The sequence below is a fragment of the Methylocapsa sp. D3K7 genome (assembly GCF_029855125.1).
Classification (GTDB): domain Bacteria; phylum Pseudomonadota; class Alphaproteobacteria; order Rhizobiales; family Beijerinckiaceae; genus Methylocapsa.
Window position 1 is genome coordinate 3,468,035 of sequence record NZ_CP123229.1, and the last position, 18,966, is coordinate 3,487,000.

Genomic DNA, 18,966 nt, shown 5'->3' on the forward strand with positions numbered 1-18,966 from the left:
AAACCATGGTTTTGGAGCGATGGAGGCGCGGCCGTTTCTTCCACGCGATAAATTTACTATCGATGACTTATACGACGTCATCTGAAAGTTTCCCCTTGAATTTCTTGCGGGCCGCTTCAGTTATGGCGCGAACGTCAGAGTTTGTGGAGGGCGATCCATGGGAATGCGCGTCTCGCGCGGGACGGCCATGCCGATCGTCATGGCGGTGATCGTTTCAATAGGTCTTTGGTTTTTTTTGGTCCCGTCACGTCCCAAAGTCGAGGCGGCGGGGCAGGACATCGGGATAAAGGCAGCTTGCAGCCCCGGCAGCCGGACGGGCCATGCGGATCTTTACGACAATTTGCAAACCGCCGACATGCTGACCATCGCCGTGCGCACGCCAAGCGATTACGATCCGACGCGCGCCTATCCGTTGCTTGTTGTCTTTCCGCCGGCGGGATACAACCGGCTGGGGTCGGAGAATTTTTACGATTTGACGACGGAAGCAACACGGCGCGGTTTCATCGTCGCTTACAGCAATCATCTCGGCGTGTCGCCCCCGTCCGTCTTGCAACAGGCGAAGGTGTCCGAGACCGTTGCAAGCTTTTTCTGTGTCGATGAACATTCGATTGCCTATCTAGGCCATTCCGATGGGGGGTCGATGGCCGAAGGGATACCTGCCTATATCCCCAAAGCCGCCGTTGCGCCGCGCAGCATTGTCGCGAGCGGCGCGGGCATAACGGCGGAGGATCTTGCAGCGATGCCGTGTCCGTCGATCCCGGCCGTTATGATTGTCCACAGCCGCAATGATGAACGGTTCCCGGGCTTCGGACCCGGCGCAGCGGCCTATTGGGGACGATGCGCCGCCTGCGCGCCGGCGGATCTTAACGCGTCCGCCGATGGCTGCCATGACTTCACGGGCTGTGCCAAGGGGAAGCGTGTCACCTATTGCGAAACCTCTCTGCCGCACAAGAAGTGGCCTTTGTTGAATTCCGCCATGCTCGATTTTATTCAAGGCGGTAAGGCACAGGTGCCATAGTGCGGTTTGCGGCTCGGGCACCGCTGGAATTTTGTCATAGACGGCCGCCAAGTTGACATCGGCGGAGGCGGCGATTAACCACGATAAATTGAAAGGTCCGTGCTCTGGCTATCCGCGCCGCGAAGTCGCCGCCGTCCGGGTTACCTGTTGCGGCTGCGGCGTCCGATGAAACCCAGTATCGCGAAGTTCGCCATAGGTCAGGTCGTCAAGCACCGGAAATATCCGTTCCGGGGGATCGTCTACGATGTCGACCCAGTCTTTGCCAACACGGAGGAATGGTGGCAGTCGATCCCAGCGGAAATCCGGCCGCGCAAGGATCAGCCTTTCTATCATCTGTTTGCGGAGAATACCGACACCGAATATGTCGCTTATGTCTCGGAGCAAAACCTTGTCGCCGATACCTCCGGCGATCCAATCCGGCATCCGCAAGTCAGCGAAATGTTCGTGCGGGCGCTCGATGGCGCCTATAAAATCAAAACCCCGCGCATGAACTGACCTGAGCGCTTCCCGGTCACGTGGAAAAATTCGTTCAACGTTTTCGGAACGTGCTCTACCGGCGGCGGTCTTCGAGTTCGAGCGTGACGAGCCTTGCCAGCAGGGTCGCTGGGTAAAGCTGGCCGATGATCGCTTCGAGATTGCTAAGGCTGCGGGCGAGCGGATGCACCGGCAGAATATCGCCATAGCCGACAGTGGTCAGTGTGGCGAAGCTGAAATAGATCAAGTCGCTGGCAAACTTTGGAGTCCCCGCGACCCCGAGCCCCATAAATGCTTGCGGCATAAGCAACGCAATCACGCCATAGAAGCCGACGAAGATTTGACCAATCGTCAAATAGACGAGGACCGCGCCCATAATACGATGATAGGTAATGCGGCCCGGGGCAAACACGGCGCGCGCAATGACATAAGCCAGCGCGGAGCGCACCGTGATCCAAGCCATGGCTTCAAGAAAGATACCGAGGTGCGGGTTGTCCAAAAAACGTACAACGCCAGCTACAACACCGAGAGCAACCCCGAGCAGCATGGTGATCACGGCGCCAAGGCCCGCCGGTGCGCCCAGAACGCAACTTGCCATGATCAGCACGATCAGGAAGCCATAGCCTGGGATCACGATCCATCCCGTGGCGTGAACCGGAATGATCACGAAGGTGAGCACCACAAGCAAGATTGTGAGCCACGTCAGCAGCCGGTCGCCGAATCTCATTCGCGCTCGGTCAAGGCGCCGATGAAAATCCCCAGCTCTTACCCGCATCGGCTAAGTCCATGACGTCGCACAGGTGCACTCGGTGGCGCCCCCCTCAACCGCCGTCTTCCTCGCCTTGTTCCGTGGCACGCGGCTCGTCGCCGCTGGCGCGCGAATCCTCCTCGGTAATGCGTTCGACCGCGACGACTTGTTCGCCGGTGGCGGTATCGAAGACGATCACGCCCTGAGTAGCGCGGCCCGCAACCCGAATGCCATCGACGGGGCAGCGGATCAATTGGCCGCCATTGGTGACGAGCATGATCCCGTCGCCATCCTCGACCGGCATGGACGCGACAAGCTTGCCATTTCTCTCGTTGACGGCCATGGCGACAATGCCTTTGCCGCCGCGTCCGGTGATCCTGTATTCATAGGATGACGTCCGTTTGCCGTAGCCATTTTCGGAGACAGTCAAGATGATCTGTTCAGCCGCCGACATTTCCGCGTAGCGGTCGGAGCTAAGGTTCGCCGCGGTGGGCGCTTCCACGCTTTCCGGCGTTTCGCCCTCCTGCTCCTCGCCCAGCGTGTCCGGGCCGGCCTCCGGCGTCACATCACCCGCCACCGCTCGGCGCATCTTGAGATAGGCAAGACGTATGCCGCTGTCGGCCTCGGTATGCCGCAAAATGGCAAGCGAGATCACGAGATCGTTTGCACCAAGATTGATGCCGCGCACCCCGATGGAATCGCGGCCCTTGAAAACCCGCACGTCGGTGACCGGAAACCGGATGCACTGACCCTTGGCTGTGGTCAGCAAAACATCGTCGGCCTCGCTGCAAATCTGAACATCGACGATTTGCTCACCCTCGCCAAGCCGCATCGCGATCTTGCCGGCACGGTTGACTTGCGCGAAATCGGACAGCTTGTTGCGCCGGACGCTGCCGCTGGTCGTCGCGAACATGACATCGAGGGTTTCCCATGCGGCCTCATCCTCGGGCAGCGGCATGATGGTGGTGATGCGCTCGCCTTGGTCCAACGGCAGCAGATTGACCAGCGCTTTTCCACGCGCTTGCGGCGCCGAAAGCGGCAAGCGCCAGACTTTTTCCTTATAGACTTGGCCACGCGAGGAAAAAAACAGCACCGGTGTATGGGTCGAGGCGACAAACAGCCTTGCGACGAAATCTTCGTCACGCGTTTGCATGCCGGAGCGGCCCTTGCCACCGCGCCGTTGCGCGCGATAGGTCGCAAGCGGCACCCGCTTGACATAGCCAAGATGCGACACGGTGACGACCATGTCTTCGCGCTGAATGAGATCCTCATCCTCGACGCCCGCCGCGTCGTCGAGAATGATCGACCGGCGCGGCGTCGTATGGGCGGTCTTGACCGCCAGCATTTCGTCCTTGATGATCGAAAAGAGCCGCTCGCGCGAACGCAGAATCTCAAGATAGTCGGCAATCTCGACGCTGAGTTTGTTCAGCGCTTCGGCGATTTCCTCGCGGCCGAGGGCGGTCAAGCGTTGCAGACGCAATTCAAGAATGGCCTTCGCCTGCGCTTCCGAAAGCCGGCAGTTGCCATCCTCGCTGAGCACGTGACGCGGATCGGCGATAAGCGTGATCAACGGCGCCATGTCCCGCGCCGGCCAGCTGCGCTCCATCAGGGCCGCCCGGGCTGTGGCGGGATCTGGCGAGGTGCGGATCAGACGGATGAACTCATCGATGTTGGCAAGCGCAATCGCGAGGCCGACTTGTACATGCGCAGCATCGCGCGCTTTGGTAAGCAGATGCTTCGTGCGCCTTGTGACGACCTCTTCACGGAAATCGATGAAGGCCTTGAGGAAATCCTTGAGAGTCAGGACTTCCGGCCGGCCGCCGTTCAAGGCGATCATGTTGCAGGCGAAACTCGATTGCAGCGCAGTGAACCGCCAGAGCTGATTGAGGACCACATCGGCGAGCGCGTCGCGTTTGATTTCGATCACGATCCGCATGCCGTCGCGGTCGGATTCATCGCGCAGATCCGAGATGCCTTCGACGCGTTTCTCGCGCACGAGTTCGGCGATTTTCTCGATGAGAGTCGCCTTGTTGATCTGGTAGGGAAGCTCCGTAACGATCAGAGCCTCACGCTCCTTGCGGATTTCCTCGACCTCAACCTTCGCCCGCGTCAACACTGAGCCGCGGCCAAACGTATAAGCGGCGCGGATGCCTGCTCGCCCCAAAATATAACCGCCGGTCGGAAAGTCGGGGCCGGGGACGATCGCCATTAAATCCTCGACGGTCATTTCTGGCCGCTCGATCAGGGCGATCGTTGCATCGATGACTTCACCGAGATTATGCGGCGGAATGTTGGTCGCCATACCGACAGCAATGCCGCCGGCCCCATTGACGAGGAGATTTGGAAACCTCGCCGGAAGAACGACCGGCTCATGTTCCTTGCCGTCGTAATTTGGCTGAAAATTGACAGTGTCCGCATCGATGTCTTCAAGCAGAGCCAGGGCCGGGCGGGCAAGTCTCGATTCTGTGTAACGCATGGCGGCCGGCGGGTCGCCGTCCACCGAACCGAAATTGCCTTGCCCATCGATCAAAGGCAGGCGCATCGAGAAGGGCTGCGCCATCCGCACCAGCGCGTCATAGATCGCGGTGTCGCCATGCGGATGATATTTACCCATGACATCGCCGACGATGCGGGCACATTTCACATAAGGACGGTCCGGCGTATAATTGTTTTCGTGCATCGAATAGAAAATGCGCCGGTGCACGGGCTTCAATCCGTCGCGCACGTCGGGAAGCGCCCGGCTGACGATCACGCTCATTGCGTAATCGAGATAGCTATTGCGCATTTCGTCGGTTATCGAAACCGGCCGGACGCCGGAGCCTGGGGGCGAGGTGGTGTCGTCTGTGTCGGCCAAGAAAAACTGTCCTAGAAAATCGCGTGAAATCTATGCGGGAGGATGGCCGGATTTTACTCCGGCCCGCCGCGGAACGGCAACTCCTATCCTGTGATTTTGCCGTATTGCTGCGTTCGGAAGGGCAATCGCTGGACGTATGCCCTAAAAGGGGATGTCATCGTCGATGATATCGGCGGCGCGGCTTGCGGCGGCCGGACGCCGCTCCGCCGCCGGGCGCTCCATCGGCGATGAACGGCCAAACGATGTATTGGCCGACTCATAGCCATCCTCGGCGCCTTCTCCCCGGCCGCGGCTGTCGAGAAGCGTCAGTTCACCGCGAAAGCGTTGCAACACCACTTCCGTCGCCTTGCGCTGATTGCCGTCACGGTCAGTATATTCGCGCGTCTGCAATTGCCCTTCGAGATAGACCTTCGTGCCCTTCTTACAATATTGCTCGGCGATCTTGCCGAGGTTCTCGTTGAAGATCACGACATTGTGCCATTCGGTGCGCTCCTTGCGCTCGCCGGTGGCTTTGTCGCGCCAGGTCTCGGAGGTCGCGACGGAGAAGCTGACGATGGGATCGCCGGCGCCGGTGCGCCGCACTTCCGGATCGCGGCCGAGATTGCCGACGAGAATGACCTTGTTGACACTCCCAGCCATAATTTTCTCCTTTGATGAAAACAGACACACAGGCCGAAAGGCAATTTCTGCAAGCCGCATATCTTGCATGCACGCGCCTTGAAGGCGCCGTTTATGAGGTCTCTCGCGCCAGTTATCCCCGAGAATCCCAGCTGCCCTCGTTCATTTTTTGTTCTAGCACCGGAATGTCACAGGTACAAGGGTTTTGCGGCGATGCCGCGTTCGCTGCTTGACAGAGCTTGGCCGTAAATTCATCTTGCAGCCTTGGTGGTTCCCGCAAGGGATCAAAAGGGAACGTGGTGCGCGCGATTACGCGCAACGCCATGGCTGCCCCCGCAACTGTAAGCAGCGAGTTTTCGGCCACAATGCCACTTGGAGCTTTGGCTCTTGGGAAGGCGGCCGCAAGCACTGACCTGCGAGCCAGGAGACCTGCCTCCAAGCCGTGGTCACGTGTGAAATCGCCGGGCGGGGTGCACCGGGGGAACGAAGCCTGCATGCCGGTTCGCAAGGCATCGCAGGCAAAGTTCAATTCGCAGTGACGGTCCACGTTCACTGCGAGGTTTTTCGTGCCTATCTCCGATTTTGCTGCCGCCAAGCGCGGCTCCCTTTTGGCTGCCCATTTCTTCATGCGGCGAGTGCCGTTGCTGCTGCTGGCGCCGCCAGTGGTTTGTCTTGCCGCAAGACCGCTCGGTGCGCAGGAAACTGTATTGCCGGAAGCACAAGCGGCAGCCCCGCAAGCGCAAGATGCGAGCACAGCGTCCAATGCAATCGAAGTTCCAGAGGTGACGGTCAGCGCGACCACCACGCCGGAACCGCTCACCGATGTTGGCAGCTCCGTCACGGTCATCGATTCGGCGGAGATCGAGCGCGAGCAACGCCGCACCGTGCCCGATGCGTTAAGCCTCGCGCCTGGCCTCAATGTCGTGCAAACGGGCGGGCCGGGCGGCCAAACTTCGGTATTCGTCCGGGGTACGAACGCGAACCAAGTCAAGGTTCTCATCGACGGTATCGATGCGAGCGATCCAAGCAATCCTACCGGCGCTTTCGATTTCGGTCAATTGCTGACGTACGATATCGACCGCATCGAAGTATTGCGGGGTCCGCAAAGCGGCCTTTATGGCGCTGACGCCATCGGCGGCGTCATCTCGATCACCACGAAAAGCGGCGAGGGGCCTCCCAAGGCGAAGGCGCTGATCGAAGGCGGCTCCTTCGGCACGCTGAACGAGGTGATGGGGTTCAGCGGCGCGACGCCGGTTTTCAGCTATTATATGAATCTCGCGCATTTCAATGTGGCGGATACGCAAGTGACGCCGCCTGAATTGCTGCCGCCAGGGCGTCTGGGGATCGGCAATGCCTATGAGAATTGGACGCTCTCGACCAAATTTGGCGCGCATCTCAGCGATACCGTGGATGCGAGCCTGGTCGCCCGTTATATCGATTCGACGCTGCACTTTACGGGGAATGATTTCTCGACGTTTCCGGCCACCCCGGCGGCATTGCAAAGCACGCAGCGGAACAATCAGCTGTACACACGGGGCGAGGCGAATTGGTCGGCCTTCGATGGTATTTTGAAAAACCGCTTCGGTCTCAATTACACGCAAGCCTATGCTCTTGAGAAAGACCCGGACACGGCATTTGGCGTCACCCTGCCAACAAGCAATCTCGGGCAAAGACTGCAAGCCGACTGGCAAGGTGAACTCGACCTCGCCAAGGATTGGACGTTGATTGCCGGGTTCGAGGATAAGAATGATCAATTATATGCGGCTCCCACTTTTGCCCGCAACGCCAATAAAGCTGGATATTTGCAGCTGCTGACGCGCTACGACGACAGATTTTTTCTGGCTTCCAACATTCGCTACGATGCCAATGATCAATTCGGCGGGCACACGACATACCGATTTGCTCCAAGTTTTCATGTGCCGTGGAGCGAAACGGTCTTGAAGGGAAGTATCGGCACTGGCTTCAAGCCGCCGACGTTGAGCGAACTCTACGTCAATTTTCCGGCCTTTCGTTTCTTCGGCAATCCAAATCTGAAACCTGAGGAAAGCATCGGCTACGACATCGGCTTCGAGCAGCCGCTGTTCGATAATCTCATTCGCTTTGGCAGCACCTATTACCAAAACAACATTACCGATCTTATCAATGCCAATGCGACCTTCACGTCCTACACCAACGTTGGCCGGGTCAAGACATATGGATGCGAATCCTTTGCGTCCTTCGCGATCACGCCCGAATTGAACTTCCGGACGGACTACACCTTGACCATCGCCACGGACGAGATGACGCAGCTCGAACTCCTGCGGCGGCCGCGCAACAAGTTCAGCATGCAGGCGGCTTGGAAGCCGGTGCCCAAGCTTTCCCTGTCGACGACGCTTGTGTTTGTCGGCAGCTTCATCGACGGCAATCGCGATTTCTCGGTTCAACGTCTCAACGCGCCCGGCTATACGGTTGTCAATCTCGCGGCGAATTACGAGGTGAACGAAAACATTTCGGCGTTCGGGCGCATCGATAATCTCTTCAATGTCCGTTACCAGAATCCGACCGGCTTTTTGACGACGGGACTTGGTGCCTATGCGGGGGTGCGCGCGACCTATTAACCCGCGGCATCTTAAGAAGACATCCGTCCGAACTCAGAGCTTGCGCATGTTGCTGGGGAAGACCTGGCGGCATGCGCGCCGGCCTTCCCAACATGGCCGGACGATTTCCTCGAAATATTACAAATTGCAATCATTTTTTGTACCAAGAATTTGCTTTCGCATGGTGAAATCTGGTTTCCGGGAGAAGTTTAGCCGCGCTCTTCAGAGGGTGCGGTCTGGATAACATAGGCAGACCATTCACATGAAAGCAGCCCGTATCGCCGTGCTCGGCGTTGCCGTTTTGGCCGGACTTGGGGCCGCGATCCTGGCCAGCGGCTCGAAGCAGCCGGAGATTGCTGTCTTGCCACCGCCTCCCGTTATGACCGACGACGTTCTGGTCGCGGCCAAGGAATTTAATTCCGGCGATGTCATCGACGAGAGCGGCCTGCGCTGGGAATCTTGGCCAAAGGATCACATCCCCGACGGTTTTATCCGCAAAAGTGTCTCGCCTGGCGGTGCCGATGAACTCAGAGGCTCCTTTGCTTGCGCCAATTTCGCGCCGGGCGACCCCATGCGGCGGGAGCGCTTGGTCAAGGATTCTCATTGCGGCTTCCTTGCCGCGCGGCTGAAGGCGGGCTACCGGGCGGTGGCGATCAACATCGACACGCAAGGTTCAAGCACGGCTGGCGGGTTTATTCTGCCGAACAACAGAGTCGATGTGATCCACATTTATCATGACGAGGACGCCGCGCGGAAGGGCATCGCCAATTCCTATGCCAGCCAGACCCTCTTGACCAATATCCGTGTTCTCGCAATCGGACCGAACGTTCAAGAAAAAAACGGAGATCACGTCATCACAGGAGCAACCGCAACTTTGGAACTCATGCCGTCGCAAGCGAGATGGTCATTCTGGCTCAGCGCATCGGCCAGCTCTCGTTGGTCCTCCGCGACATGGCCGATGTGAATGCCGGCGGCGAGCAACATCAAAACGAAAGCCATGGATTGACCATCGTCCGCAACGGTGTGGCAATCGAGACCGGACGGGTTGTGCATGATGAGACAAAACGCGTCGAGCAGGTGGTGTCGCGCGAGCAAGGACCCGGCCAGGCAATAGGCCGATAAGGAAACATATGGTTATGGAAACCCGCGGATGAAACGCCTGATCCCGGTTGTGGCCGCGGCATGTCTCCTCTTGGTCCAGGGGCAGCTTCGCGCGGTTCATGCGCAAGAGCCGATCCCGTCCTGGCCAAGCGCCGGCATCGCGTCACAGCGGATATCGATGGGCGTTGGCAAATCCAAGATCATCGAGTTGACGCAGGATGCGGCGGAAATCTTCGTCGCCAATCCAAAGGTGGCCAATGCCGTCGTGCGGTCGCCGCGCAAGCTCTACATCATTGGCATGGATTCCGGTCAAACAAGCGTCTTCGCCATGGACAGGCAAGGCCGTCAGATCGCTGCTCTCGAGCTCAGCATCGGCCGCGACATCGGCGAGCTTCAACAGATCCTGCGCGCCGCGATGCCGGCTTCGGCGATCACCGCGCGGACGGTCAACGACACGATCATCCTCACCGGCACCGTTGATTCCGCCGAGGAGGCGCAACGCGCCGGTGACATCGCCAAGGGGTTCGTGCAACGGGTCTATGGTGGTGGGGCGCCGGGCGCGCCGGGGACGAGCACGGATGGCTTGGTCGTCAATACACTGACCATCCGTGGCCGCGACCAGGTGATGTTGAAGGTCACGGTCGCGGAAATCAGCCGCGATATTGCGAAGCAGCTTGGTATCACCACGAGTTCGCTGACTGCGAGCTGGGGCGCCTTCACCCAATATAATCCGTTCGCCATCAAAGGCGTGATCGCGACTGCGGTGGACGGAACGACGACCGCGCTTTCGGCCCATAATCCAGAAAATACTTTGAGCGCGACCCTGCAAGCCTTCGAGAGGTATGGGGTCTCACGCATTCTTGCCGAGCCGGCGGTTTCCGCTGTGTCTGGCGAAAGCGCGAAGCTGACCGTCGGCGGCGAAGTCCCGATCCCGAGTGCGCCAACCTGCGCCGCCGCCACAGGCTCGGGGGCGGTCAGTTGCACGGGCGGCGCCGTCTTCAAGGATTATGGCGTCACCTTGCGGTTCTCTCCCGTCGTGCTCTCCGAGGGCCGTATCTTGCTGCACCTCGCGACGGAAGTGACCGAAATAGATACGCAAACGGCGGCGACCGTGTTTGGCACGCTTGTCCCTGGATTCCTTACCCGCAAGAACGAGACGACGGTCGAGATTCCCTCGGGCGGTTCGATCGCCTCGGCGGGGCTTCTCCAAACCACCTCGCGGCAGGTCATCAACGGACTTCCGGTGCTCCTCGATCTGCCCGTTCTCGGCGCCCTATTCCGCTCGCGCGATTATCAGCGCCAGGAGACCGAGCTCATGATCATCGTCACGCCCTATATCGTCAAACCCGTGAAGCCAAATGAAATTGCCAGGCCGACCGATGGCTTTACCGATTCGACCGATCCACAGGCCTGGCTGCTCGGCCGCGTCAACCAGCTTTATGCCTCACCGGGAAATCCGCAAGCGATCACCGACTACAAGGGGCCGGTCGGTTTCATTCAGGACTAAGAGCGAGCGGGAATTGAGAAAGTACGACCCACGATGTTGATCATGATCCGTTCCACGAGCCGCGCCGGGAAACCCGCTCGTTCGATTGCCGGCCCGGCACGAATCTTTTTATCTCTGTGCTTGGCGCTGCTGCTGGCGGGATGCGGCGCCACGGAGCGCATGGTCGTCTCCTCAATCCCGCAGGACGATTACAAGATCCGCCACCCCATCGTGCTCGGGGAGGAGCCGCGCACGCTGGAAATCCTGGTCGAACCCGCGACGGGCCAGTTCGACCGCCGTTCCGCTGCGCAGTTGCGGGAATATGCCAGTCTCTATCGCAAATTTGGCCGCGGCCCCATCACCATCATGCCGCCAGCTTTCCCAGGAGCGACACCTCCCGTTGGCCCAGTTCGCGATGCCCTGAACGTTTTTGGAGTGCATGCGCATATCCTTGTTTCACCCTATCCAGCGGGTCCCAATCTCGCGTCGCCGCTCCGGCTGAGTTTTCTTGGTCTCAAGGCGAGCGTCGCCGATCAATGCGGCCAATGGCCAAGGGATCTTGCCGTCGGTAGCGGCGCCGCAGTGGACTGGAGCAACAAGCCCTATTGGAACTTCGGCTGCGCCTATCAAACCGCTTTCGCCGCGCAGGTCGCCGATCCGCGCGATCTCGTCGCGCCGCAAGGGGAAACGCCGGCGGACTCTGCGATGCGCGTGCGTGCCATCGAGAGCCTTCGCAAGGGGGAGGATCCGGGCACCAATTGGAAAATCACCAATTCCTCCATCAGCGAAGTAGGAACGAATTGATGAAAGGCCCGGCTCATTCCGAACATGCGCAGATCGCGCCGGTGCCCCGCATCTCGCTGCACGCCTTCTGCGAATCTCCGGAGACCGCGCGGATCATCGAGGCTGCGGCAGCCGACCGGCGGATGGAAAGAGCGCATGTGAGCGTCCAAACGGGTGGCCCCCTCGCTGCGGTGGATGTCTACCGCGACGCGGCGACGCCGCATGTCATCGTGCTCGATACAGCCGCCAGCCGGAGCGATCTTCTCACGCATCTCGAAGCCCTCGCGGAATTCTGCGATCCCGGCACAAAGGTGGTGATTGCCGGGCGCACCAACGACATCGTGCTGTATCGCGAGCTTATGGCGCGCGGGATCAGTGAATATCTCGTCGCGCCGTTTCAGGTGCTCGACTTTATTCGCGCCATCTCACACCTTTACACGAGCGCGGGGGCTACACCGGTCGGCAAGATCGTCGCGATTACGGGGGCTAAGGGCGGGACCGGAGCGTCCTCGCTCGCCCATAACATCGCCTTTTCGGTAGCCCGCGATCTCGGGATTCAAACGGTCGCCGTCGATATGGATTTGGGTTTTGGCACCGCCGGGCTCGACTTCAATCAAGACCCGGCGCAAGGAATCGCAGAGGCGGTTTTCGCGCCGGACCGCATCGATCAAAATCTCGTCGACCGGCTGTTGTCGAAATGCGGCGAAAAACTGAGCATTCTGGCGGCCCCGGCGATGCTCGACCGGATGTATGATTTTCCCGAAACGGCTTTTGATTCGCTCATCGACATTTTGCGAGCCAGCACCCCTTGCGTCATCTTGGACATCCCGCATCTTTGGACCGCTTGGGCGAGGCGGGCCTTGATCAACGCCGACGAGATCGCCATCGTCGCATCGCCGGATCTCGCCAATCTTCGCAACACAAAAAACATTCTCGATATGTTGCGCGCGGCGCGTGCCCATGATGGTCATCCAAAGCTGATCCTTAACGGCGTTGGAGTTCCGAAGCGGCCGGAGATCAGTGTCGCGGATTTTACCAAAGCTGTTGATCTCGTGCCGGCGGGTGTCCTTGCGTTCGAGCCCAAACTCTTTGGCACGGCGGCCAACAATGGGCAGATGATCGCCGAGGTCGAGCCGGCGGGAAAAGCCGCGGACACGATTCGCGACCTCGCGCGAAAAATTACGCATCGCAATGAACTGCGTAAAGCGAAACGAAACCTTCTTGAGCCTTTGATGGTGCGGTTTGCGCGGAGGCCCCGCGCCGCCTCGACCACGTCGCGCTGAAGTGGCAAAGCCGCCAGTTGCAGAACAACCCGCTTTGTGGATCGCGGCGATAGTTTGCTTTCAAGCGGCGCAGCGTGTGGCTTTGGCGGCAACGGTGCGAAGCTCCGCATCGAGCCCGCTGCGAGGGATTTATGTTCGGCAAGCGTTCAGCTTCAAATGTCCGCAACACGGATGCGCCCGCGGCAGCAAGCCCCACCGCGCCAAGCCCCGTCATGCCAAGTCCTGTGACGTCAAGCCTTGCGCCAACTGCGGCGGGCATCGCGCAAGCTCCCTCCTCATCACCGCCGCCACATCCAAGCTCAGCTCTCGAACCGCAACGGTCGAGTGATTATTATGTCACCAAAAGCATGATCTTCAGCGCCCTCGTCGAGGCGATCGATCTCTCGCAATTGTCGCGTCTCGACGCGGACAACGCGCGCGAGGAAATCCGCGACATCGTCCATGAAATCGTCGCGATCAAGAATGTTGCCCTTTCGATTGGCGAGCAGCAAGATCTCATCGACGATATCTGCAACGACGTTCTCGGCTACGGTCCCCTCGAACCGCTGCTCGGGCGCGACGACATCGCCGACATCATGGTGAACGGCGCGACCCGGACGTTCATCGAAGTTGGCGGCAAGATTCAATTGACCAACATTCGGTTTCGAGACAATGCGCAATTGATGAATATCTGTCAGCGCATCGTCAGTCAGGTCGGGCGGCGGGTCGATGAAGCCTCGCCAATCTGCGACGCGCGTCTCATCGACGGATCGCGCGTCAACGTCATTGCGCCGCCTCTGGCGATCGATGGGCCGGTCCTTACGATCCGCAAATTCCGCAAAGACAAGCTGACCCTCGATCAGCTTGTGCGCTTCGGTGCCATTTCCCCTGAGGGGGGCGAAATTCTTAAAATCATCGGAAGAGTGCGTTGCAATGTGTTGATTTCTGGTGGCACGGGATCCGGCAAGACGACGCTCCTCAACTGCATCACCAATTACATTGATCATGACGAGCGAGTGATCACCTGCGAGGATGCCGCGGAGCTGCAATTGCAGCAGCCGCATGTCGTCCGGCTCGAAACGCGGCCACCGAACCTTGAAGGAAGCGGCTCGATCACGATGCGCGATCTTGTCAAAAACTGTCTGCGCATGCGGCCGGAACGGATCATCGTCGGCGAAGTGCGCGGACCGGAGGCGTTCGACCTGCTGCAAGCAATGAACACCGGCCACGACGGGTCCATGGGAACGTTGCATGCCAATTCTCCGCGCGAGGCTTTGAGCCGGCTTGAGTCGATGATTACCATGGGAGGTTTCTCTCTCCCGAGCCGGACGATCCGCGAAATGATCGTCTCTTCAGTCGACGTCATCGTGCAAGCGGCGCGGCTGCGGGATGGTTCGCGCCGAATCACCCATATCAGCGAGGTGCTGGGTTTCGAGGGTGAGGTGGTCACCATGCAGGATCTGCTGGTTTATGAAATCACCGGAGAAGATGCCACGGGGCGCCTAAAGGGCCGCCACCGGTCGACTGGAATCGGCCGCCCGCGCTTTTGGGAACGGGCCCGCTACTATGGCGAGGATGCGCGTTTGGCCCGGGCACTTGATGCCTCGGAGTTCAATGACGGTCTTAACTAGCAAGAAAAGAGGAGGTTGGGATGAGCCCGCATGGATGGATGGTCATCGGCCTTGCAATGTTCGCGGCCGGCGGGATCGTCCATGTTTTCCTTTCCCCTTATTTGTCCGGGGAAGTGAAAGCCCAGAAACGTCAGGCGGCATTGCGGTCGCCGGGGCCGAAACGCGTGGCTGAAACTCAAGCCGACGCCGCGAGCCGCCGCAAGCAAATTGCGGAAAGCCTCAAGGACATTGAGACTCGCGGCAAACGCAAAAGGCAATCCCTTGAGGTGAGGATCGCCCAATCGGGACTCTTATGGAGCCGCAACAAATATATCGCGGCTTCACTCGCATTATCGGCATGTTTTGCGGGATTCATGCTTCTTTGTAACGCGAACCTGTTTGTGGTCTTGGCAGCGGCCTGCGTCGGAGGGTTCGGTTTTCCTGCCTGGGTCTTGAATTTTCTGCGCAAGCGCCGCTTGAAGAAATTTGTCGATGAATTTCCAAATGCCGTCGATATCATCATCCGGGGAGTGAAAGCGGGGATGCCGCTTGGCGATTGCCTGCGGGTCATCGCGGCCGAGGCGGCCGAACCGGTGCGCGGCGAATTCCGGCAAATCGTCGAGTCGCAGACCATGGGCTTATCGGCCAGCGAGGCCGTGGATCGCATTGTCGAGCGGGTTCCCCTTCCAGAGGCCAGTTTTTTCGCGATCGTCATCAACATTCAGCAAAAGGCCGGCGGCAATCTCGCCGAGGCGCTTGGCAATTTGTCGGGCGTTTTGCGCGATCGCAAAAAGATGAAAACGAAGATCAAATCCGTTTCGAGCGAAGCCAAGACCTCCGCCTATATCATCGGCAGCCTGCCATTTTTTGTCAGCGGCATGGTCTGGTTCACAAGCCCGAAATATATGGAAATCTTGTGGACGACGCAGACTGGCCAAATCGCTTTGGGCTGTTGCGCAGTATGGATGGGGATCGGCGTTTTCGTCATGAAAAATATGATCAATTTCGATTTTTAGAGTTCGCATGCGGAAATACATGGGCCCTAACGGATAGGTAATCGTGGCGTAAAATGTTGGATCTGCTCTATTCCAAACTGACGGACCCGCACTTTCTGCTGAGTCTGCTTGTTGCCATCGCGACAATGGCGACAATCGTAACCGTTGCGATGCCGCTGCTCGAAACCGACACGCTCGCGCAGCGCATGAAATCGGTTGCGACGGAGCGTGAACGCATCCGGACGCGCGAACGCGAACGGCTTCTGGCGGACAAGGGCAAGGCCAATCTCCGGCAAGCCCCAAAAGCTTATATGAAACGGATCGTGGAGCGGTTCAGCCTGTCGAAATGGCTCGGCACCGAACAGGCAAAGGTTCAGATGGCGATGGCCGGCCTTCGCGGGCCCCAGGCAGAAGTGGCGTTTCTCTTTTTCCGCCTGGTGACGCCGGCCATAAGCCTTCTGATAACCGCCTTTTATATTTTTGCCATCGATGATTTTGGACTGGGATTCATATTGAAGATCGGCGTTGTCATTTTTGCTACTTACTTCGGCCTGAAACTGCCCGAACTCTATCTCACCAATACGATCGGCAATCGCCAGCACTCAGTTGGCCGCGCCTTTCCTGACGCAATGGATCTGTTGTTGATCTGCGTTGAGTCCGGCATGTCAATCGAACATGCATTTCGCAAGGTCGCGCAGGAAATCGGCGTTCAGTCGATCCCGCTTGCCGAGGAATTGACATTGACGACCGCGGAACTTTCCTTTTTGCCCGACCGGCGCACAGCTTATGAGAATCTCGGCGTGCGCACGGGAGTTGAATCGGTGAAACAGATCGTGACCGTGCTCATTCAAGCGGAGCGCTATGGCACGCCACTTGGCACGGCGCTGCGGGTGGTCGGCAAGGAAAGCCGTGACAACCGGATGATGCTTGCCGAAAAAAAGGCCGCGGCCTTGCCGCCCAAATTGACGGTGCCGATGATTTTGTTTTTTCTTCCCGTGCTGTTCGTGATCATCATGACACCCGCAATCATTCAGATTAGCCGCACGATGCGTTGAAAATCGATAGCGGCTCTCGGGAAGCCCTGCTGCGGGCGGGGCCGAACCGTTCAAGCGCCAAAAGTACAAAAGTTCTGCACGATCTTACGTGGAGAAAGGGCGCGGGAGTATGATGTCTTATGGGATTAAGGGTGCTCAATCGTACCAAAACGTTTCACGTGAAACATTTTGGTACGATTGGCGCAACGCCGGACGAGCTATTCCGCTGGTTTGAGTTCGACTTCTGTGGGCGTGAAGATTCCTGGTGCGGCGGGCGTCATTTCGATATGGCGCTTATGGAATTGCGCAAGGCTCGCGCGATGGCCGATTGAGACGATCGTCGTTGCGGGGAGTATTTTGGCAAAGGCCTCGTAGATCTCGGCTTCCATGGCTTCGTCCATCGCCGTGGTCGCCTCGTCGAGGAAGAGCCAATCGGGCCTTGCCAATATGGCGCGGGCGATCGCGAGACGCTGCTGCTCGCCTCCCGAAAGCCGCTGTTGCCAAATTCCTTCGACATCGAGCTCGGCAACGAACTCACCCAATTTCGCGGCGCGCAGGGCGCCGGCGATCGCCGCCTCGTCATAGTGGTCCGGGCTTTCGGGATAAGTCACGGCGGTGCGTAAGGTGCCGATCGGAATATAAGGCTTTTGCGGGAGCAGCATAATCCGGGCGTCCGCCGGCAGGGTAATGGCGCCGTCGGCATGCGGCCATATGCCGGAGATTGCCCGGAATAGCGTCGATTTGCCGGAGCCGGAAGGGCCAGTCAAAAGCGCGGGCTCAGTTTCAGCAAGCCGCAGGCTGGCGTCTTCGATGATCTCGCGCCCCTCAGGAAGCCGAACGGTGAGCGCCTTAATGTCGAGATGTTTGCGCGCGGCTTGCGTGTAGGGCCCCTCATGCGGCGAGAATCCGGGCGTCTTCGCGTTTTCGATGGCGAGATCAAAGGACGTCAGCCGGTCGAGCACCGATTTGAAATCGGCGAGCGAGACGTAATAGGTGACAAAGAAAGTCAAGGCCTCGTTGACGCTGCCGAACGCCCGCGCCGTCTGAGTCATGATCCCCAGCGTAATTTTACCGGCGAAATAGAAGGGCGCCGCGACGACGAAGGGAATGATCGGGCTGAGCTGACCATAGGATGCCGTGAAGGCTGTGAGATTTTTCCGGCAAGCGATGATCTGGAAGTAATTCTTGACGATTTGACCAAATCGCGCCGTCAGCGACAGTTTTTCCGTCCGTTCTCCCGAAAGCAGCGCGACTTGCTCAGCATATTCGCGCAGTCTTGCGAGAGAGAAGCGAAAATCTGCTTCATAGCGCTGCCGCTCGAAGGAAAGGCGGACGAGGGGACGCCCGATCAGATGCGTCACGAGAGTGCCGACTCCGGCATAAACCAGCGCCACCCAGAAGAGAAATCCCGGCACTGCAATGGCTGTGTAAGGCAAGGTGAAATTCGTCGAGAGATCCCAAAGCAGAATCGCGAAGGAGACGAGTGAACTCAAATTGGAGATCAACAAAATCGAGAAGGAGTACACCCCATAGCCGATTTGGCCGCCATCAATGAATCGGTTGATGTCCTCCGAGATGCGCTGATCCGGGTTGTCGGCGGAGCCGCCGGTCAGCGACATGCGGTAATGGGTATGCGCGTCGAGCCAGCGGCTGACATAATTATTGGTGAGCCAGCGCCGCCACCGGATGATGAGGGTCGACGTCACCACGAATTCGAGAACAGCGGTGGCGATGAACAGAAATGCCCAAGGCGTGAAGACGGTGATGAGTTGCGACCAGAACGCCGCCTCGTCCTTATTTTGGATCGCGTTGAACCAATCGCGGGAGAAGAACGAAAGCCGCAGATTCATGCCAACTTGCGCTTGGTTGATCACGACGAGCAAAACCACCATGGCGGTGGCGACACGCCGTTCGCGCGCGCCGAAAGCGGGGAAGGGCCATATCCGGGCGCTGGTATCATCCGCCGTCTCGAAATAGCGGTCGGCGATCCGAGTCATTGATTTCACGACGGGGATATAAGCGATCGCGTAGACGAGGATGGCAAACAGCGCGACAGTGAGCGGCAGGCTTTCGGGAAACGCATAATCTGCGAGCGAAGGCGGCCAAAGGCCGATCTGGGCGATAAGGAAGATCGCGCCGAAGAGTACCGTCTCGGCCGCGAAAATCGCCGCGAAGATTTGCAGGAAGGTCGAGATCTTGCGCGCCCGGTAGGTGGTATAAGCGCATAAAAACCCTACTCCCGCGAGCAGCAGCACGATATTGTCGCCGGTCTTCAAGCCGGCAAGGGTGGCGGCAGCCGAGAATATGGCCACAAGAACGGCAAGAAGATGCATGGATTACCTTGTGCTAGAGCGCGATCACTTCAGGTTTGATCGTTTATGATCACGATTACTTTATTTCATCGCTA

General features: G+C 58.7%; 15 protein-coding genes and 1 riboswitch. Of the genes, 11 read left to right on the forward strand and 4 right to left on the reverse strand.

Annotation, left to right across the window (positions count from 1 at the left end):
• Window positions 1–157 precede the first annotated feature (157 nt).
• Window positions 158–1,018 carry a hypothetical protein gene (locus tag QEV83_RS16345; protein ID WP_280128733.1) on the forward strand — a complete coding sequence of 287 codons (861 nt, stop codon included), beginning with the start codon at window positions 158–160 and terminating at the stop codon, window positions 1,016–1,018.
• A 165-nt stretch (window positions 1,019–1,183) separates the two neighbouring features.
• Window positions 1,184–1,513: a heat shock protein HspQ gene (gene hspQ, locus QEV83_RS16350; protein WP_280128734.1), complete on the forward strand. Its 330-nt coding sequence runs from the start codon at window positions 1,184–1,186 to the stop codon at window positions 1,511–1,513.
• Between the two features lie 55 nt (window positions 1,514–1,568).
• Here hspQ and QEV83_RS16355 read toward each other — a convergent pair whose 3' ends face one another.
• The 3 genes from QEV83_RS16355 to ssb form a co-directional block, all read right to left on the reverse strand.
• Window positions 1,569–2,219, reverse strand: coding sequence for a potassium channel family protein (locus tag QEV83_RS16355; protein WP_280128735.1), 651 nt, complete (start codon window positions 2,217–2,219; stop codon window positions 1,569–1,571).
• Window positions 2,220–2,313: 94 nt separating this feature from the next.
• Window positions 2,314–5,094 (reverse strand): DNA gyrase subunit A, encoded by a 2,781-nt coding sequence (gene gyrA, locus QEV83_RS16360; RefSeq protein ID WP_280128736.1) that lies wholly within the window; start codon window positions 5,092–5,094, stop codon window positions 2,314–2,316.
• Window positions 5,095–5,235: 141 nt separating this feature from the next.
• Window positions 5,236–5,733 (reverse strand): single-stranded DNA-binding protein, encoded by a 498-nt coding sequence (gene ssb, locus QEV83_RS16365; RefSeq protein ID WP_280128737.1) that lies wholly within the window; start codon window positions 5,731–5,733, stop codon window positions 5,236–5,238.
• Window positions 5,734–5,963: 230 nt separating this feature from the next.
• Window positions 5,964–6,164: riboswitch (cobalamin riboswitch) on the forward strand.
• Between the two features lie 114 nt (window positions 6,165–6,278).
• Here ssb and QEV83_RS16370 point away from each other — a divergent pair.
• From QEV83_RS16370 to QEV83_RS16410, 9 genes are all read left to right on the forward strand, one after another.
• Window positions 6,279–8,309, forward strand: a complete 2,031-nt coding sequence (locus tag QEV83_RS16370; RefSeq protein WP_280128738.1) for a TonB-dependent receptor — start codon at window positions 6,279–6,281, stop codon at window positions 8,307–8,309.
• Between the two features lie 241 nt (window positions 8,310–8,550).
• Complete coding sequence (gene cpaB / locus QEV83_RS16375) at window positions 8,551–9,252, forward strand: Flp pilus assembly protein CpaB (protein ID WP_280128739.1); 702 nt, start codon at window positions 8,551–8,553, stop codon at window positions 9,250–9,252.
• Window positions 9,240–9,410 carry a hypothetical protein gene (locus QEV83_RS16380; protein WP_280128740.1) on the forward strand — a complete coding sequence of 57 codons (171 nt, stop codon included), beginning with the start codon at window positions 9,240–9,242 and terminating at the stop codon, window positions 9,408–9,410. Before cpaB ends, QEV83_RS16380 begins: the two co-directional genes overlap by 13 nt.
• 28 nt (window positions 9,411–9,438) lie before the next feature.
• On the forward strand, window positions 9,439–10,896 hold the full coding sequence (locus tag QEV83_RS16385) for a type II and III secretion system protein family protein (protein WP_280128741.1): 1,458 nt from the start codon (window positions 9,439–9,441) through the stop codon (window positions 10,894–10,896).
• A gap of 42 nt (window positions 10,897–10,938) precedes the next feature.
• A complete protein-coding gene (locus QEV83_RS16390) occupies window positions 10,939–11,679 on the forward strand; it encodes a CpaD family pilus assembly protein (RefSeq protein ID WP_280128742.1) in 741 nt (246 codons plus the stop codon).
• Window positions 11,679–12,941: a CtpF protein gene (locus tag QEV83_RS16395; RefSeq protein WP_280128743.1), complete on the forward strand. Its 1,263-nt coding sequence runs from the start codon at window positions 11,679–11,681 to the stop codon at window positions 12,939–12,941. The genes QEV83_RS16390 and QEV83_RS16395 overlap by 1 nt, the downstream gene beginning before the upstream one ends.
• Before the next feature lie 131 nt (window positions 12,942–13,072).
• Window positions 13,073–14,551: a CpaF family protein gene (locus QEV83_RS16400; RefSeq protein WP_280128744.1), complete on the forward strand. Its 1,479-nt coding sequence runs from the start codon at window positions 13,073–13,075 to the stop codon at window positions 14,549–14,551.
• Between the two features lie 20 nt (window positions 14,552–14,571).
• A complete protein-coding gene (locus tag QEV83_RS16405) occupies window positions 14,572–15,546 on the forward strand; it encodes a type II secretion system F family protein (RefSeq protein WP_280128745.1) in 975 nt (324 codons plus the stop codon).
• Window positions 15,547–15,599: 53 nt separating this feature from the next.
• Window positions 15,600–16,580 carry a type II secretion system F family protein gene (locus tag QEV83_RS16410; protein ID WP_280128746.1) on the forward strand — a complete coding sequence of 327 codons (981 nt, stop codon included), beginning with the start codon at window positions 15,600–15,602 and terminating at the stop codon, window positions 16,578–16,580.
• Window positions 16,581–16,777: 197 nt separating this feature from the next.
• Here QEV83_RS16410 and QEV83_RS16415 read toward each other — a convergent pair whose 3' ends face one another.
• Window positions 16,778–18,892, reverse strand: coding sequence for an ABC transporter ATP-binding protein/permease (locus QEV83_RS16415; RefSeq protein ID WP_280128747.1), 2,115 nt, complete (start codon window positions 18,890–18,892; stop codon window positions 16,778–16,780).
• Window positions 18,893–18,966 lie beyond the last annotated feature (74 nt).

What these genes read in the sequence shown, in the direction of transcription:
- QEV83_RS16390 (WP_280128742.1), top strand. Translation starts at nt 10,939, where the DNA reads ATGATCCGTTCCACGAGCCGCGCCGGGAAACCCGCTCGTTCGATTGCC.
- QEV83_RS16345 (WP_280128733.1), top strand. Translation starts at nt 158, where the DNA reads ATGGGAATGCGCGTCTCGCGCGGGACGGCCATGCCGATCGTCATGGCG.
- QEV83_RS16355 (WP_280128735.1), bottom strand. Translation starts at nt 2,219, where the DNA reads ATGAGATTCGGCGACCGGCTGCTGACGTGGCTCACAATCTTGCTTGTG.
- QEV83_RS16395 (WP_280128743.1), top strand. Translation starts at nt 11,679, where the DNA reads ATGAAAGGCCCGGCTCATTCCGAACATGCGCAGATCGCGCCGGTGCCC.
- QEV83_RS16400 (WP_280128744.1), top strand. Translation starts at nt 13,073, where the DNA reads ATGTTCGGCAAGCGTTCAGCTTCAAATGTCCGCAACACGGATGCGCCC.
- QEV83_RS16410 (WP_280128746.1), top strand. Translation starts at nt 15,600, where the DNA reads ATGTTGGATCTGCTCTATTCCAAACTGACGGACCCGCACTTTCTGCTG.
- QEV83_RS16385 (WP_280128741.1), top strand. Translation starts at nt 9,439, where the DNA reads ATGAAACGCCTGATCCCGGTTGTGGCCGCGGCATGTCTCCTCTTGGTC.
- ssb (WP_280128737.1), bottom strand. Translation starts at nt 5,733, where the DNA reads ATGGCTGGGAGTGTCAACAAGGTCATTCTCGTCGGCAATCTCGGCCGC.
- QEV83_RS16380 (WP_280128740.1), top strand. Translation starts at nt 9,240, where the DNA reads ATGGCCGATGTGAATGCCGGCGGCGAGCAACATCAAAACGAAAGCCAT.
- QEV83_RS16405 (WP_280128745.1), top strand. Translation starts at nt 14,572, where the DNA reads ATGAGCCCGCATGGATGGATGGTCATCGGCCTTGCAATGTTCGCGGCC.
- QEV83_RS16415 (WP_280128747.1), bottom strand. Translation starts at nt 18,892, where the DNA reads ATGCATCTTCTTGCCGTTCTTGTGGCCATATTCTCGGCTGCCGCCACC.
- hspQ (WP_280128734.1), top strand. Translation starts at nt 1,184, where the DNA reads ATGAAACCCAGTATCGCGAAGTTCGCCATAGGTCAGGTCGTCAAGCAC.
- cpaB (WP_280128739.1), top strand. Translation starts at nt 8,551, where the DNA reads ATGAAAGCAGCCCGTATCGCCGTGCTCGGCGTTGCCGTTTTGGCCGGA.